Genomic DNA, 14495 nt, shown 5'->3' on the forward strand with positions numbered 1-14495 from the left:
CGGACGGCAGGGGCGGCTCAGCGCTTGTCCACCGGGACGTAGTCTCGCTTGGCGGCACCGGTGTAGATCTGCCGCGGGCGGCCAATGCGCTGTTCCGGGTCGGCGACCATCTCCATCCACTGGGCGACCCAGCCCGGCGTCCGCCCGAGGGCGAACAGCACCGTGAAGAACGACATGGGAATGCCCAGGGCCCGATAGATCAGCCCCGAGTAGAAGTCCACGTTCGGGTACAGCTTGCGCTCGACGAAGTAGTCGTCCTTCAGCGCAATCTCTTCCAGCTTCACCGCAAGTTCCAGCTGCGGATCGTTCTCCATGCCCATCTCCTGGAGCACCTCGTGGCAGGTGTCCCGGATAATGGTGGCGCGCGGGTCGTAGTTCTTGTAGACGCGGTGGCCGAAGCCCATGAGCCGGAACGGGTCGTCCTTGTCCTTCGCCTTCTCGATGAACTTGGCGACGTTGCGCACGTCACCGATCTCCTCGAGCATCCGCAGCACCGCCTCGTTGGCGCCGCCGTGCGCAGGACCCCAGAGGGCGGCGCAACCGGCGGACATGGCGGCGAACGGGTTGGTGCCGGTGCTGCCGGCGAGGCGCACCGTGGACGTGCTGGCGTTCTGCTCGTGGTCGGCGTGGAGAATCAGGAGCTGGTCCAGCGCCTTTTCCGCCACCGGGCTGATCTCGTATTCCTCGCTCGGCCGCGAGAACAGCATGTTGAGCAGGTTGGCGCTGTAGCTCAGGTGGTTCTTGGGGTAGACGAACGGTTCGCCGACGAAATGCTTGAAGGCGGCGCCGGCGATGGTCGGCATCTTGGCGATGATGCGCTGCGCGCACAGGTCCCGGCTCTCCGGGTCGTTGATGTCGATGCTGTCGTGGTAGAAGGCGGACAGCGAGCCCACCACGGCGGTCAGCATGGCCATCGGGTGCGCGTTGTAATGAAAGCCGTTGAAGAAGTTCTTCAGGCTTTCGTTGACCATGGTGTGGCGGGTAATGGAGTCGGTAAAGTTCTCGAGTTCGGCTTTCTGCGGCAGGTCGCCGTAGAGCAGCAGGTAGGAGACTTCGAGGAAGTTGCTGTGCTCGGCCAGTTGCTCAATGGGGTAGCCGCGGTAAAGCAGGGTGCCCTGGTCACCGTCGATGAACGTGATGTCGCTCCGACAGCTGGCGGTGGACGTGAAACCCGGGTCGTAGGTGAACGAATCGAATTCGCCGTAGAGGGACTTGATGTCGATGGCGGTCGGGCCGTGCGTACCTTCACGCACCGGGAGCTCCAGGCTCTTGCCGGTGGCGTTGTCCGTGAGCGTCACAGTATGTTTGGACATTCCAGTTACTCCTAATTCTCTACGGGCCGTAGCCACGCCTGCGTCGACGGCCGGGGCCGTGCCTTCAGGTGCCGGCCGCAGGGTATCAGCGCACCCCGCAGGCGGAAGCCCGCGAGGAACTCATGCGGGCGGAGCGCTGCGGGTCTGGACCCCGGTCATTGCCTGCCGGACCGTGGGGCGTGGTTGGCAGCAACTTACCGCGGCGAAGGCGCCACCGGTTGACCGAACGGCGGTGATAGTAACAGCAAAGGAGCGGGCGGGGAAGAATGTGCAAAGAAGCGCGAAATTCGGTGTAACTTCGTTAAAATTCCAAAAAAATGATTGGAAAAAGCGGCTAAAATCGGGAGGCGCTGGGAGTGGCGGCAGCTTTCGGGTGGTGCAACGCAAAAAACCCGCGCCGGGGCGCGGGTTCTTCGAGGTCGTTCGCATTTCCTGCCGGCAACCGCTGCACTGCAACGGTGCGGGAAGATGGTTCAGCGGGACTTGCGGACGTTTCCGTACTTCTGCTTGAAGCGGTCCACGCGGCCACCGCTGCTCAGCACACGCTGCTTGCCGGTGTAGAACGGGTGGCTCTTGCTGGAGACCTCCACCTTGACCAGCGGGTACTCGTTGCCGTCTTCCCAGGTAATGGTCTCGTCGGTGCGGATCGTCGAGCGCGTCAGGATGGCGAAATCCGAGGCGATGTCCTGGAACACGACTTCGCGGTAGTTCGGATGGATGTCCTTCTTCATGACCGGATACCTGTTCGGTTTGGCACACGCGGGCCGACCGCGGGTGCGGGGTATTCAATAAGGGGGCGGATCATACCTTCCGGACGCCGTCATGACAAGAACCGAGAGCGCCGTCAGTCGTTGCCGGCGGACGCCGGCTTATCGGGGCGGGCGAACGGAAGCACGCGCGCCCGTGGCGGCTCGCGCATCGCATTGCCCGTCCAGCGGGCGTGGAGATAGGCCACCTGATTGAGAAGCCCCTGGTCGCCGCGCACGCTCTCCCACATCATGCGCGACAGGGCGGCGCAGGCCGCCAGCGGGTCGCCGTGACGGGAGCGCACCGTGTCGATGCGCCACTGGAGACGCCGCAGGCGTGCCCGCCGATCGGGTGGTGCATCCTCGATGGCCGCGTCGATCAATGCGCGGCGGCGGCTTTCGAATGCTTCCGGGTCCCGCGCGGCCAGGTCGCGCCATTCCTCGAAATCGGGCTGGGTCGGCTGGGTTGCTGTCATTCCGGGCCCCTCCCCGGGGTCGGCCATCGGTACCCTCAAGCTTAGTCCACGGCGGCGGCTGCCGCCGCAAGGGCCTGTCAATCGTTCTCGGAAGGTGAGTACCATAGCCGGCTGGATCAGTGGAGCGATGCCAGTTTTCGGGGAGCGTATGGTGATCAGACTGTTTCGATGGGGCGTGGTGGTCGGGCTTGGTGCCGTTGCGGTGGCGCATCATGCGGCGGCCGACTGGCGCGAACCCCAGCCGTTCAGGCGGGATGTGGTTGACGGACGTCAGTTTGATTACAACACGGAGAGCTTTCTCCACCGGTTTACCTTCGAGCCGGCACCGGGGCTGAATGAGGGAGCGCGCCCGCCGCGCGACGGTGTCTTCGGCACCGCCGGGAGTGCCCGCAGTGATGAGCTGTATACCCGCCAGGAGATTCAGCTGACCGGGGAGTTCGATGGTCCGGCCTACTTCCGTTACCGCTACCGGCGGTTCGAGGACTTCGACGGTCGCTACGACAGTAACCTCATCGGCATTGGTTCCGGGCTCGGTCAGGGATCGGGTGTGACCGCAACGCTCTACGGCGATGTGGAAGGGGCCAAGGAGAACGTGGACCTCCACGGTGAGCTTGCCTGGGATGGTGGTGATGGCAATCACCTGCGCGCCACCGTCGTGGCGCCGGATTTCATCTTCAACGACAAGCAGGGCGATGCCGAGTACGGACGCTATCCGTTCACCTACTACCTGGCCGGTGGTCACCGACTTGGCGAGGCGCTTGTCTACGGTTTTGCCAACTACAACGACAACACGCGCCTGCACAATCACGTGGAGAACTTTACATACCGCTACCAGCAGGGCCGTGCGGGTCTTGGCGTCGAGGTCCCGTTTGCCGACGCCTGGGAGGCCGGTCTGGAGGTGGAAGGCCTCTACACTACCCGCGCGCTGGAGGACAGGGGCGACAGTGATCTTCCGGAACAGCGCCTGCGGCGCCGCCACACCCAGGTCACGGCGGAGCTGCGGCATGCCTACAGCCCCGATACGGCGGTCTGGGGCGGTGTGCGCTACTTCCGCCTGGTGGCGCGAGAGCGCCGGCCGGATGACCCTGGCCGGGTCGACCGGCAGGACCGTCTGGAACGCATGGCCTATCTGGGCATCACCCGGCGTCTGAGCGAGCGCCTGCAGCTGGCGCCCGGCGTCTTCGTCAATCACGCCGACGTGCGTGAACGCGAGGATGGTGACCGGGACGACGAGCGGGGTTTCTATGCCAAACTGACCCTGCCGCTGCAGGTGACCGTCAACCAGTCCACCGGCGGTTACGTTGCGCTGAATCCAACGGCACGGCTTCATAGGGCGGCGTTCGGCGGAGGGAACGTGCAGGTGTATCTGCCGTTCTGATCGCACGGGGCGCCCGGGCCGGCAGGACTCACGGGGGAGCAACATGGCGCGCCAGCTTTACGAACTCACCGGGGCGGCGGATCTGCGCTTCAGCCCCTTCTGCTGGCGCACACGCATGGCGCTGGCGCACAAGGGGCTGGAGGCGGAGCGCATCCCCTGCCGTTTCACTGACAAGGAGCGAATCGCGTTCAGCGGACAGGAGAAGGTGCCGGTGCTGGTGGACGGAGAGCAGACCATCAGCGACTCCTGGGCTATCGCCTGCTATCTGGAGGACGTCTACCCGGACGCTCCGGCCCTGTTCGGCGGCGAGGCGGCCCGAGCCACCACCCGCTTCGTGAACACCTGGGCCGATACCCGCCTGGCGCCCGCGCTGCTGCGCGTGGTGCTGCCCTCCATCGTCGAGCACCACCTGGACCCTGCCGATTACGACTATTTCGTGACCACCCGGGAGCGGCGGTTCGGAATGTCGGTGGTGGCGATCCGGGCGCAGCGTGAGGATGCCGTGGCCGCCGTGCTCCGGGAGCTGACGCCATTGCGACAGCTGCTGCAGGATCAGCCCTGGATCAGCGGTGCCGCACCGGCCTACGCCGACTACAGCGTCGCCGGCATGCTCCAGTGGCAGCGGCTGGTGGACGGCGACGCGCTGCTGGCCGACGAGCCACGGATCCGCGCGTGGCGGGACGCCGTACTGAGCCAGGTGCCGGCCGCAGGCTAACGCACCACCTTGCCGGGGTTCATGATGCCGGTGGGGTCCAGGGCCGCCTTGATCTGCCGCATCAGGTCCAGCTCCACCGGGTCTTTCAGGCGTTCCAGTTCGGCGACCTTGAGCTGCCCGACACCGTGTTCGGCTGCGATGGAGCCGCCCATGGCAGCCACCACGTCGTGGACAATCCGGTTGCAGTCATTCCACTGCGCGGGGAAGGCGTCCGGGTCGGCACCTTCCGGTTGTGACAGGTTGAAGTGGATGTTGCCGTCGCCGATATGGCCGAAGGGACAGACGCGTATGCCCGGGATCGCGGCCTCGATCTGCGCCGTCGCCTGCGCGAGGAACGCGGGGACCCGCGAGACCGCGACCGAGACGTCGTGCTTGATGCTGGCGCCTTCCCGCGTCTGACCCTCGGGGATGCTCTCCCGCAGTCGCCAGAGCGCGTGCGCCTGATCCAGGGACTCCGCGATCACACCGTCCACCACCCGGCCCTGCTCCATTTCCCGCTCCAGGCATGCCTGCAGGGCGTCGCGCAGCGCGTCGCCGAATTGCGGCGTTGACAGCTCCACCAGCAGATACCACGGGTGTGCTGCGTCGAAGGGATCGCGGCAGCCGGGCATGTGCGTGAGTGCCATGGCCAGGCTGGTCCGACTCATGAGTTCACAGGCTGTCAGGGTATCGCCGCCGGCCTCGCGCAGCGCCGGCAGGAGCTCCACGGCGGCCTCGGACGACGGCAGGGCCAGCAGCGCCGTCTGCACCTGGCGGGGCCGCGGATACAGCCGCAGCACCGCGGCGGTGATGATGCCCAGGGTGCCCTCGCTGCCGATGAACAGGTCCTTCAGGTCGTAACGGCTGTTGTCCTTGCGCAGGCCGGAGAGGCCGTTCCAGATCCGGCCGTCGGCCAGCACCACCTCCAGCCCCAGGCAGAGGTCGCGGGCGTTGCCGTAGCGCAGGACGTTGGTGCCGCCGGCATTGGTGCCGAGGTTGCCGCCCAGCATGCAGCTCCCCTCTGCCGCGAGGCTGAGCGGGAACAGGCGGTCGGCGTCGGCCGCGATGCGCTGCAGGTCCGCGAGAATGCAGCCGGCTTCGGCGGTGAGGGTGTCGTTGGCGGCGTCCATGTCGCGGATATGGCGCATGCGGCGCAGGCTGAGAATGATCTGGGTGCCGCTCGCGTCCGGGGCGGCACCGCCGCAGAGCCCGGTGTTGCCGCTCTGGGGCACGACGCCGATGCCTGCCTGGTGGCAGAGCGCCATGACCGCGGAGACTTCGCGGGTGGAGGCGGGCGCCACCACGGCGGCGGCACGCCCCTTGTACAGGCCGCGCCACTCCCGCAGGTAGGGCTCACGGGCGTCGCCATCGATCCAGCCCGCGGTGCCAACGGTGGCCCGGATGCGCTCCAGGGCCTCCTGTGTGCTGTGTGTCAGGTCCATGGCGGTATTGTGCCACGCTGGCCGCCACGGGGCCCGACGGTTGGCCCCGACTCGGGTAGAATCCGCCCGCATGACCGCTGAGCACCGCAAGATCCTGCACGTGGACATGGACGCGTTCTATGCGTCTGTGGAACAGCGTGACGACACCAGCCTGCGCGGTCGCGCCGTGGTGGTCGGCGGCTCGCCCGACGGCCGGGGTGTCGTAGCGGCGGCCAGCTACGAGGCCCGGCGCTACGGCATCCACTCCGCCATGCCCGCGGCACGGGCGATCCGGCTGTGCCCGGACGCGGTGTTCATCCGTCCGCGGTTCGATGTCTACCGCGCCATCTCCCGGCAGATCCGCGCCATCTTTCTCGACTACACGGCGCTGGTGGAGCCGTTGTCGCTGGACGAGGCGTACCTGGATGTCACCGACACCCCCGGTTTCGAGGGCTCGGCGACCCGGGTGGCCCACACCATTCGCGCCAGAGTGCGCGAGGAGACCGGGCTCACCTGTTCGGCTGGTGTCTCCTACAACAAGTTTCTGGCGAAGCAGGCATCGGATCTGGATAAACCGGACGGCCTCACGGTCATCACCCCGGATCAGGGTGCCGCGTTCGTGGCCGACCTTCCGGTGGGTCGGTTTCACGGTGTCGGCCGCGCCACCGAGGCGCGCATGCACGGGCTGGGCATTCACACCGGGGCCGATCTGCGCCAGTGGGATCTGGTGGCGCTGCAGCAGGCGTTCGGCAAGCGGGCGCCGTTCTACTACGGCATCGCCAGGGGGATCGACGAGCGCCCGGTGCAGCCGGTGCGCGAGCGCAAGTCCGTGGGGTCGGAGACCACCTTCCGCCGGGACCTCGCCGCACGCGCGGACATGCTTGCGGCGCTGGAGCCCCTGGCCGCCAAGGTTGCCGCAAGCCTCGCAGAGAAGGGGCTGCAGGCGCGCACGCTGACGCTCAAGGTGAAGTACGCCGATTTCGAGCTGATCACCCGCCGGCGTACCGGCCGGTCGCCCATGCGTGAGGCCGCCGACATGCTGCCGGTGCTGGATGTGCTGCTGGAGGAAACCGATGTGGACCGCCGCGCGGTGCGCCTGCTGGGCGTGACGGCGTCGGGGTTGGAGGCACGGGATCTGGAGGCGGGCCGTCAGATGGCCTTGCTATAGCGCCGATTGCCTACAGCGGCCGGAAACCGCAGATCCGGTCAAGCCGGATCTCCAGGGGCCGTCCGGCGCTGCGCTGCGCGATCAGGTACTCCTCCTGGGCGCGGATGCGCAGGTCAACCGGCAACAGCGGCTCCACATGCCAGCGCCCGTCCGGGCTCTGCCAGCCCACACGCAGCCGTACACCCTGCACGATGGCAATCTCCAGGGCCGCATACGTCTCGCATCCGATGGGGTGGTAGTCGCTCATATCCAGTTATATAAACCCGGAGCGCGGATCCGTCCATGTCACTCGTCATCCCGGAGCACGGTAACATCGGCGAGCTCGCCACTGGCGTCCACGGCGACCACGAACTCGATGGGCTGACAGCAGACCTGGCAGTCCTCGATGTAACGCTGTTCGCCTTCGGAGTAGTCCACCAGCGTGGTGAAGGGCTCGCCGCAGTAGGGGCAGTCGACGGTGGTCTCGGTGATCATGGCGTCTCCGGCAGAAAGCGCTGCAGCAGGGAGTCCAGATACATGTGGCCCGCATGGGTGGTCCGCACGCGGTCGTCATCCCGTTCCAGCAGGCCGTCGTCCACGGCGCGCTGGATCCGGTCCGCAATGGCCGCGGCGGGCAGCCCGGTGCGGGCCGTGAACAGGGACAGGCTGAAGCCTTCGTCCAGTCGCAGTGCGTTCATGAGGAACTCCAGCGGACGGTCCGCCGCGGGCACGTCGGTGCACTCCGCGTCGGCGCGTCCCTCGCGCGCGCGCGCCATGTACAAGGCCGGCACCCGCACCTTGCGGTAGCGGCTGATGCGTCCGTCGTGGGAACAGCTCACCTTGCCGTGGCCGCCGGCGCCGATGGCAAGGTAGTCGCCGAAGCGCCAGTAGTTCAGGTTGTGCCGGCAGGCGTGGCCGGGTCGTCCCCAGGCCGAGACCTCGTAGCGCTGCAGGCCGTGTCCGCTCAGATGGGCGCTGCACGCCTGCTGCATGGTCCAGGCCGTCTCCTCGTCGGGCAGCGCCGGCGGGCGGGAGTAGAACACGGTGTTGGGTTCGATGGTGAGCTGGTAGTGGGAGATGTGCGGGGCGCCGAGCCGCAGGGCTTCATCGATGTCCGCCATGGCGCCGGCGTGATCCTGCCCGGGCAGGGCGAACATGAGGTCCACGTTGAAGGTCTCGAAACCGGCTTCGTGGGCGGCGTCCACCGCACGGCGGGCGTCGTCCGGGCCGTGGATACGTCCAAGTGCCTGCAGGCGGGCATCGTCGAAACTCTGCACGCCGATGGACAGCCGGTTCACCCCGGCGGCGCGGAACCCGGCGAAGCGCCCCTGCTCCAGCGTTCCCGGGTTGGCTTCAAGGGTGATCTCGGCGTCGGCGGCGAGGTGGTCACCCAGCCACTCCAGCACGGTGCCGATGGCGTCGGCCGGAAACAGGCTGGGCGTGCCGCCACCGATGAACACGGTCTCGATGCGCCGGCCCTGCGCGCGCTCCAGCTCACTGTTCAGATCCGCACGCAGGGCCGCCAGATAGTCGTCCACGGGCAGCTGGTCGGGGGCGGTGTGGGAATTGAAGTCGCAGTAGGGGCACTTGCGCACGCACCAGGGCAGGTGCACGTAAAGGCCCAGCGGTGGTGTTGCCAGTGTGCTCATGATGACCCGCTTCCGGTGCGGCGACCGGCGACGGTCGTCCCCGGCTCAGCCGTTGTCCAGTGCGGCCAGTAACGCCCGCAGTGCCTGTCCGCGGTGGCTCAGGCGGTTCTTTGTCTCCGGTGGCAGCTCCGCGGCGCTGCAGGCCTCCGCCGGAACCCAGAACACCGGGTCGTAGCCGAAGCCGCCCGCGCCGCGTGGGGCGTCCAGAATACGGCCTTCCCAGACGCCCTGGCAGATCAGCGGCGCCGGATCCTCGGCATGCCGTAGATAGACCATGACGCAGCGGAATCGTGCCGTGCGCTCCGCGTCCGGCACACCGGCGAGCTCACCCAGCAGCAGGCTGTTGTTGGCGGCGTCGTCGCCGTGCTCGCCGGCGTAGCGTGACGAGTAGATGCCCGGTTCGCCGTGGAGCGCGTCCACTTCCAGGCCGGAGTCGTCGGCGATTGCCGGCAGGCTGGTGTGGTGGCAGGCGTTGCGCGCCTTGATGAGGGCGTTCTCCACGAACGTGAGCCCGGTCTCCTCCGCTTCCGGAACCAGATACTCCGACTGCGGGATCACCGTGTGACCGGTGGGCCGCAGCAGTTCCGCGACCTCCGCCACCTTGCCCGCGTTGTTGCTGGCGAACACCGTGCGCTGCATTACGACGCCTCCAGGGCCTCGCGCTGGCGGCGGATCAGTTCGGCGATGCCGTTCTCCGCCAGGGTGGTCATGGCGTCCAGCTCATCCCGGCGGAAGGCATGGCCCTCGGCGGTTCCCTGGACCTCGATGAAGGCGCCGGCGTCGTTCATGACCACGTTCATGTCCGTTTCCGCCTCCGAGTCCTCAGGGTAGTCCAGATCCAGCACGGGGACGCCCCGGTAGATGCCCACGGAGACCGACGCGACCTGCCCGTGCAGCGGGCTGCGCTTGAGCTGTCCCCGCTCCATGAGCGTGGAAACGGCATCGGCCAGCGCCACGTAGCCGCCGGTGATGGAGGCCGTGCGCGTGCCGCCGTCGGCCTGGAGCACGTCGCAGTCGATGACCACCGCGCGCTCACCCAGCGCCTCCATGTCGATCGCAGCGCGCAGGGAGCGGCCGATAAGACGCTGGATCTCCACTGTCCGGCCCTGCTGTTTGCCGCGCGCCGCCTCGCGGCCCATGCGCGAGCCGGTGGAGCGGGGCAGCATGCCGTATTCCGCCGTGACCCAGCCGCGGCCCTTGCCGCGCAGGAAGCCGGGCACACTCTCTTCCACAGAGGCGGTGCACAGCACGCGCGTGTCGCCGAACTCCACCAGCACCGAGCCTTCGGCATGCTTGGTGAATCGGCGTGTCAGGCGGATGGTGCGCAGTTCGTCGGGCTGGCGGCCACTGGGGCGCATGGCGGAACCTCCGGGGTGTTGAATCTGGGGCGCAGAGGGTAACACACCCCCGGTTGCGCGTGCGGGGCGATGCCGCCTCCCGCGCCGCGGGTGGCGGTTTTGCGCGGCCGCGAGAATGCGTAAGATACCAGTCTTCCGAGAGGGCGAATCACCGCTCCATCCTGCCAGTCAGCAACAGGGCCACAGGGAGAAGGCGCCATGCCGCGCAGTATGACCGCGTTCGAGCGCCGGGAAACCCAGGGCGAGTGGGGCCGCCTGTCCTGGGAACTCCGGTCCGTGAATCACCGTTATCTGGACGTCCATCCGCGTCTGCCGGACGACCTGCGCCAGCTGGAGACGGCCGTGCGCGAGCGTATCGGCAAGCGGCTCGGGCGGGGCAAGGTGGAGTGCAGTCTGCGGTTCGAGGCCACGGCGGCGTCGGCAGATGTTCAGTTGAACTGGGAGTACGTGGATCAGCTCCTGGCAGCGACCCGCGAGCTCAATGTCCGGCTGCACGGCGCCGCGCCCATACCGGCGACGGATGTGCTCCGGCTGCCGGGCGTGCTTCGGGAGCAGGGCCGTGACCTGGAGCCGGTCAGGGAGGCGGCGCTGAATCTGCTCGACGAGACCCTGGACGGCTTCGTGGCGACGCGCGAACGCGAAGGTGACCGGCTGGCAGCCATGATCGGCGAGCGTGCGACGCAGCTGCAGACGCTGGCCAGCGACATCCGCGTGCATATGCCCGAGATCAACCAGCGCGTGCGGCGCAAGCTGGAGCAGCGCCTGGCGGAGCTGGACCAGCCCGCCGACCCCCACCGCCTGGAGCAGGAGCTCATCTACGTGGCCCAGCGCATGGACGTCGCCGAGGAGCTGGACCGCCTGGAGGCGCACGTGCAGGAGATCCAGGACGTGCTCCAGCGGCAGGAACCCATCGGCCGGCGGCTCGACTTCCTCATGCAGGAGCTCAACCGCGAGGCCAACACCCTGGGCTCCAAGTCGGCCGCGCTGGAGACCACCAACACCTCCGTGGACATGAAGGTGTTGATCGAACAGATGCGCGAGCAGATCCAGAACCTGGAGTGAGGACCCTTATCCGATGATCGGCACCCTCTACATCGTCTCGGCGCCGTCGGGCGCTGGCAAGACCAGCCTGGTGAAGGCGCTGGTGGATACGGTTCCGGGGCTGAGCATCTCGGTGTCCCACACCACCCGGCCGCGGCGCGACGGCGAACGGGACGGCATCGACTACCACTTCGTCAGCGCGGGCCGGTTCCAGGCAATGATCGATGCCGACGACTTCCTGGAGCATGCGCAGGTGTTCGGAAACGCCTATGGCACCGCGATCAGCGCCGTGCAGCGGCAGCTGGAGGCCGGCACTGACGTGATCCTCGAGATCGACTGGCAGGGGGCGCAGCAGGTGCGCCAGGCCATGCCAGAGTGTGTCTCCATCTTCGTGCTGCCGCCCTCTCGTCAGGAGCTGGACCGCCGGCTGCGCGAGCGGGGCAAGGACCCGGAAGACGTCATCGCCCGCCGGATGCAGGAGGCGGTGAACGAGATGTCTCATTACGACGAGTACGACTACCTGGTGGTCAATGACGCCTTCGGGCACGCACTGGATGAGTTGGTCTCCATCGTGCGCACGCGCCGGCTGCGGCTGGTTGCGCAGCGTGAACGTCTCGCCGGAACCCTCGCCGACCTGCTCGCCTGAGTGCCGTTTCCCGCTCGCCCGCCCCGGGTCGGAGACCGCCTTGGCACCGCATCGGTGCATGGTGCGATCATTCATGGTGCGGGGCATCACACTTGCCCCGTGTTTCAGGTACACTTAGACCAGTAGCTATCTGTCTCAAGGAGTTTTTTAATGGCACGCGTTACCGTCGAGGACTGCCTCGAAAACGTTGATAACCGTTTCGAACTGGTTCTGGTGGCCACCAAGCGGGCACGGCAGCTGTCGAACGGGCTGGAACCGCGCGTCCCGCTCGAGAACGACAAGCCCACCGTGCTTGCGCTGCGCGAAATCGCGGGCGCCCATGTGGGCCCCTCCATCCTGGAGGAGGATCTGGAAACGGAGTATCAGGTCGCGGCCGAAACCCAGCCCACTCCGGAGACGCCGGACGAGACCTGAGGTGATGCTTGGCCCGTGTAGACCCGCTGACGGAGGCCGATGAGCCAACCGGCGCTGATCCGAATCACCGGATCAGCGAGCTGTGTTCGTTGCTCGAGACCTATCTCGAGCCCGAGCACGTGCAGACGGTTTATCGCGCCTACCGGTTCGGGGCCAGCGCGCACGAGGGCCAGCGGCGGCTCTCCGGCGAGCCGTACATCACCCACCCCGTGGCAGTGGCCAAGGTGCTGGCAGAGATGCGGCTGGATTACCAGAGCATCGTCGCCGCCATCCTGCACGACGTCATCGAAGACACCCCCACCGCCAAGGAGCAGATCGCGTCGGAGTTCGGCGAGGAAGTCGCCGAGATCGTCGACGGGGTCTCCAAGCTCACGCAGATCCACTTCGAGAGCAAGGCGGAGGCCCAGGCGGCCAATTTCCGCAAGATGATGATGGCCATGTCCCGGGATATCCGGGTCATCATCATCAAGCTGGCCGACCGCCTCCACAACATGCGCACGGTCTGGGTCATGCCGCCGTACAAACGGCGCCGCATTGCCCGCGAAACCCTCGACATCTATGCGCCCATCGCCAACCGGCTGGGGATCAACAACGTCCGCATCGAGCTCGAGGATCTGTGCTTCGCGGCCATCCACCCCATGCGCTGCCGGGTCATCAAGGCCCAGGTCCGCAAGGCGCGGCGCAATCAGAAGAAGCTGGTGGCCAAGGTCAATGACGCGCTCCAGGAGCGCCTGGCCGGCATGGGTATCGACGCCCAGGTTCAGGGGCGGGAGAAGCACCTCTACAGCATCTACCAGAAGATGCATGGCCACGGGGAGCGCAAGGGGTTCAACGCCGTCTTCGACGTCTACGGCTTCCGCGTGGTGGTTGACTCGGTGGATGAATGCTACCGCGTACTGGGTGCGATGCACGGTCTCTACAAGCCGATGCCCGGGCACTTCAAGGACTACATCGCCATCCCCAAGAGCAACGGATATCAGTCTCTGCACACCATGCTCTGGGGCCCCAGGGGCATCCAGATCGAGGTGCAGATCCGCACCGGCGAGATGCACCGGGTTGCGGAGATGGGCGTGGCGGCACACTGGATGTACAAGATTGGCGGGGCCAAGGAGAACACGGCCCAGAGCAGGGCGCGGGAGTGGGTCAAGGATCTGCTGGAGATGCAGAAGAACGCCGGCAACCCACTGGAGTTCATCGAGAACGTCAAGGTGGACCTGTTCCCGGACGAAGTCTACGTCTTCACCCCCAGCGGCGACATCATGGAAATGCCGCGGGGGGCGACGCTGGTGGACTTCGCCTACGCCGTGCACTCGGACATCGGTGACACCTGCCTCGCCGCCAAGGTGGACAAGCGCCTTGCGCCGCTGCGCACGCAACTCGAGACCGGGCAGACCATCGACATCATCACTGCGCCGGGTGCGCGCCCCAATCCCGCCTGGCTGGACTTCGTGGTCACCGCCAAGGCGCGCTCCGCCATCCGGCACTCGCTCAAGAATCTGCGCCACGAGGAGGCCACCAGCCTGGGCCGCAGATTGCTCGAGCAGGCGTTGCAGAGCCTGGCCCTGGACCTGGATCAGCTGCCCGCCGAGCAGGTGGAGCAGGGCCTGGAGGCCCAGGGCTTCGAGACCCTGGAAGGGCTGCTGGAGAACATCGGCCTCGGGCGGCGCATGCCCTGGCTGGCGGCCCGCCATCTGGCCGGGCTCTCGGAAGAGCTGGTGGAGTCGGAAACCGACGATCTGCAGCGACTCACCATCCGCGGCACCGAAGGCGCGGTGGTCACCTTCGCGCGCTGCTGCAATCCCATCCCCGGCGACCCGATCATCGGCTTTGCCAGTTCCGGGCGCGGGATGGTGATCCACCTGCAGGACTGCAACAACCTGCAGGAGTACCGCAAGCACCCGGAGAAGTGGCTGGATGTCCAGTGGGAAGCGGACATCCAGCGGGAATTCCAGGTGCCGGTGCGCGTGGACGTGGTGAACGAACGCGGTGTGCTCGCCGAGGTGGCGTCCACTATCTCCGACAGCGAAGGCAATATCCTCAACGTCTCGGTGGACGAGCGTGACGGCATGATTGCCACCATCAACTTCAGTATCGCCGTTCAGGGACGCCGGCACCTCGCGCGTATCATGCGCCGCCTGCGTGTACTGAACAGCGTGCTGCGCATCAACCGCGTCAAGGGCTGAGAGGCTTGCCGCACCTCCCACGGACGGGA

General features: G+C 67.0%; 16 protein-coding genes. 7 read left to right on the forward strand and 9 right to left on the reverse strand.

The features are described 5' to 3' along the window. Positions 1-17 precede the first annotated feature (17 nt). The 3 genes from ACNSTU_RS05415 to ACNSTU_RS05425 form a co-directional block, all read right to left on the reverse strand. Positions 18-1313, reverse strand: coding sequence for a citrate synthase (locus ACNSTU_RS05415; RefSeq protein ID WP_290632825.1), 1296 nt, complete (start codon positions 1311-1313; stop codon positions 18-20). A 473-nt stretch (positions 1314-1786) separates the two neighbouring features. Further along, positions 1787-2044, reverse strand: coding sequence for a type B 50S ribosomal protein L31 (locus ACNSTU_RS05420; protein ID WP_290632823.1), 258 nt, complete (start codon positions 2042-2044; stop codon positions 1787-1789). A gap of 113 nt (positions 2045-2157) precedes the next feature. Continuing rightward, positions 2158-2535 carry a DUF3135 domain-containing protein gene (locus ACNSTU_RS05425; protein WP_290632821.1) on the reverse strand — a complete coding sequence of 126 codons (378 nt, stop codon included), beginning with the start codon at positions 2533-2535 and terminating at the stop codon, positions 2158-2160. 148 nt (positions 2536-2683) lie between these two features. On the opposite strand from ACNSTU_RS05425, the gene ACNSTU_RS05430 reads away from it, so the two are divergent. Beyond that, positions 2684-3913, forward strand: coding sequence for a hypothetical protein (locus tag ACNSTU_RS05430; RefSeq protein WP_290632818.1), 1230 nt, complete (start codon positions 2684-2686; stop codon positions 3911-3913). Between the two features lie 43 nt (positions 3914-3956). Then, positions 3957-4628, forward strand: coding sequence for a glutathione S-transferase N-terminal domain-containing protein (locus ACNSTU_RS05435; RefSeq protein WP_290632816.1), 672 nt, complete (start codon positions 3957-3959; stop codon positions 4626-4628). Here the strand turns inward: ACNSTU_RS05435 and ACNSTU_RS05440 are convergent. Beyond that, entirely contained in the window at positions 4625-6049 is a 1425-nt protein-coding gene (locus ACNSTU_RS05440; RefSeq protein WP_290632814.1) for an FAD-binding oxidoreductase, read from the reverse strand. The two genes, ACNSTU_RS05435 and ACNSTU_RS05440, sit on opposite strands and share 4 nt — an antisense overlap. A gap of 70 nt (positions 6050-6119) precedes the next feature. Here ACNSTU_RS05440 and dinB point away from each other — a divergent pair, with 70 nt between their 5' ends. Continuing rightward, complete coding sequence (gene dinB / locus ACNSTU_RS05445; RefSeq protein ID WP_290632812.1) at positions 6120-7196, forward strand: DNA polymerase IV; 1077 nt, start codon at positions 6120-6122, stop codon at positions 7194-7196. Positions 7197-7206: 10 nt separating this feature from the next. On the opposite strand, the gene ACNSTU_RS05450 is transcribed toward dinB, so the two are convergent. Genes ACNSTU_RS05450 through rph form a run of 5 tightly spaced genes read right to left on the reverse strand, consistent with a single transcriptional unit; the run spans position 7207 to position 10182 of the window. Further along, a complete protein-coding gene (locus ACNSTU_RS05450; protein WP_290632810.1) occupies positions 7207-7443 on the reverse strand; it encodes a transcriptional antiterminator, Rof in 237 nt (78 codons plus the stop codon). A gap of 38 nt (positions 7444-7481) precedes the next feature. Continuing rightward, positions 7482-7670, reverse strand: a complete 189-nt coding sequence (locus ACNSTU_RS05455; RefSeq protein ID WP_290632808.1) for a CPXCG motif-containing cysteine-rich protein — start codon at positions 7668-7670, stop codon at positions 7482-7484. After that, on the reverse strand, positions 7667-8824 hold the full coding sequence (gene hemW / locus ACNSTU_RS05460) for a radical SAM family heme chaperone HemW (protein WP_290632806.1): 1158 nt from the start codon (positions 8822-8824) through the stop codon (positions 7667-7669). The genes ACNSTU_RS05455 and hemW overlap by 4 nt, the downstream gene beginning before the upstream one ends. Positions 8825-8869: 45 nt before the next feature. After that, complete coding sequence (gene rdgB, locus ACNSTU_RS05465) at positions 8870-9463, reverse strand: RdgB/HAM1 family non-canonical purine NTP pyrophosphatase (protein ID WP_290632804.1); 594 nt, start codon at positions 9461-9463, stop codon at positions 8870-8872. Beyond that, on the reverse strand, positions 9463-10182 hold the full coding sequence (gene rph, locus ACNSTU_RS05470) for a ribonuclease PH (protein WP_290632802.1): 720 nt from the start codon (positions 10180-10182) through the stop codon (positions 9463-9465). Before rph ends, rdgB begins: the two co-directional genes overlap by 1 nt. Positions 10183-10380: 198 nt before the next feature. Between rph and ACNSTU_RS05475 the strand changes: the two genes are divergently transcribed. The 4 genes from ACNSTU_RS05475 (at position 10381) to spoT (ending at position 14466) form a co-directional block, all read left to right on the forward strand. Beyond that, positions 10381-11244 carry a YicC/YloC family endoribonuclease gene (locus ACNSTU_RS05475; RefSeq protein WP_290632800.1) on the forward strand — a complete coding sequence of 288 codons (864 nt, stop codon included), beginning with the start codon at positions 10381-10383 and terminating at the stop codon, positions 11242-11244. Between the two features lie 13 nt (positions 11245-11257). After that, a complete protein-coding gene (gmk, locus tag ACNSTU_RS05480) occupies positions 11258-11869 on the forward strand; it encodes a guanylate kinase (RefSeq protein ID WP_290632798.1) in 612 nt (203 codons plus the stop codon). Positions 11870-12019: 150 nt separating this feature from the next. Beyond that, a complete protein-coding gene (rpoZ, locus tag ACNSTU_RS05485; RefSeq protein WP_290632796.1) occupies positions 12020-12283 on the forward strand; it encodes a DNA-directed RNA polymerase subunit omega in 264 nt (87 codons plus the stop codon). A gap of 8 nt (positions 12284-12291) precedes the next feature. After that, positions 12292-14466, forward strand: a complete 2175-nt coding sequence (gene spoT, locus ACNSTU_RS05490; protein ID WP_290632794.1) for a bifunctional GTP diphosphokinase/guanosine-3',5'-bis pyrophosphate 3'-pyrophosphohydrolase — start codon at positions 12292-12294, stop codon at positions 14464-14466. Positions 14467-14495: the final 29 nt, after the last annotated feature.

Source organism: Aquisalimonas sp. APHAB1-3, assembly GCF_048323695.1.
Lineage (GTDB): Bacteria > Pseudomonadota > Gammaproteobacteria > Nitrococcales > Aquisalimonadaceae > Aquisalimonas.

Bases quoted from the DNA above. Each gene is read 5' to 3' on its own strand.
- ACNSTU_RS05440 (WP_290632814.1), bottom strand. From the start codon at position 6,049: ATGGACCTGACACACAGCACACAGGAGGCCCTGGAGCGCATCCGGGCC.
- rpoZ (WP_290632796.1), top strand. From the start codon at position 12,020: ATGGCACGCGTTACCGTCGAGGACTGCCTCGAAAACGTTGATAACCGT.
- ACNSTU_RS05450 (WP_290632810.1), bottom strand. From the start codon at position 7,443: ATGAGCGACTACCACCCCATCGGATGCGAGACGTATGCGGCCCTGGAG.
- ACNSTU_RS05415 (WP_290632825.1), bottom strand. From the start codon at position 1,313: ATGTCCAAACATACTGTGACGCTCACGGACAACGCCACCGGCAAGAGC.
- rdgB (WP_290632804.1), bottom strand. From the start codon at position 9,463: ATGCAGCGCACGGTGTTCGCCAGCAACAACGCGGGCAAGGTGGCGGAG.
- gmk (WP_290632798.1), top strand. From the start codon at position 11,258: ATGATCGGCACCCTCTACATCGTCTCGGCGCCGTCGGGCGCTGGCAAG.
- ACNSTU_RS05430 (WP_290632818.1), top strand. From the start codon at position 2,684: ATGGTGATCAGACTGTTTCGATGGGGCGTGGTGGTCGGGCTTGGTGCC.
- ACNSTU_RS05435 (WP_290632816.1), top strand. From the start codon at position 3,957: ATGGCGCGCCAGCTTTACGAACTCACCGGGGCGGCGGATCTGCGCTTC.
- ACNSTU_RS05475 (WP_290632800.1), top strand. From the start codon at position 10,381: ATGCCGCGCAGTATGACCGCGTTCGAGCGCCGGGAAACCCAGGGCGAG.
- ACNSTU_RS05455 (WP_290632808.1), bottom strand. From the start codon at position 7,670: ATGATCACCGAGACCACCGTCGACTGCCCCTACTGCGGCGAGCCCTTC.
- dinB (WP_290632812.1), top strand. From the start codon at position 6,120: ATGACCGCTGAGCACCGCAAGATCCTGCACGTGGACATGGACGCGTTC.
- ACNSTU_RS05425 (WP_290632821.1), bottom strand. From the start codon at position 2,535: ATGACAGCAACCCAGCCGACCCAGCCCGATTTCGAGGAATGGCGCGAC.
- hemW (WP_290632806.1), bottom strand. From the start codon at position 8,824: ATGAGCACACTGGCAACACCACCGCTGGGCCTTTACGTGCACCTGCCC.
- rph (WP_290632802.1), bottom strand. From the start codon at position 10,182: ATGCGCCCCAGTGGCCGCCAGCCCGACGAACTGCGCACCATCCGCCTG.
- ACNSTU_RS05420 (WP_290632823.1), bottom strand. From the start codon at position 2,044: ATGAAGAAGGACATCCATCCGAACTACCGCGAAGTCGTGTTCCAGGAC.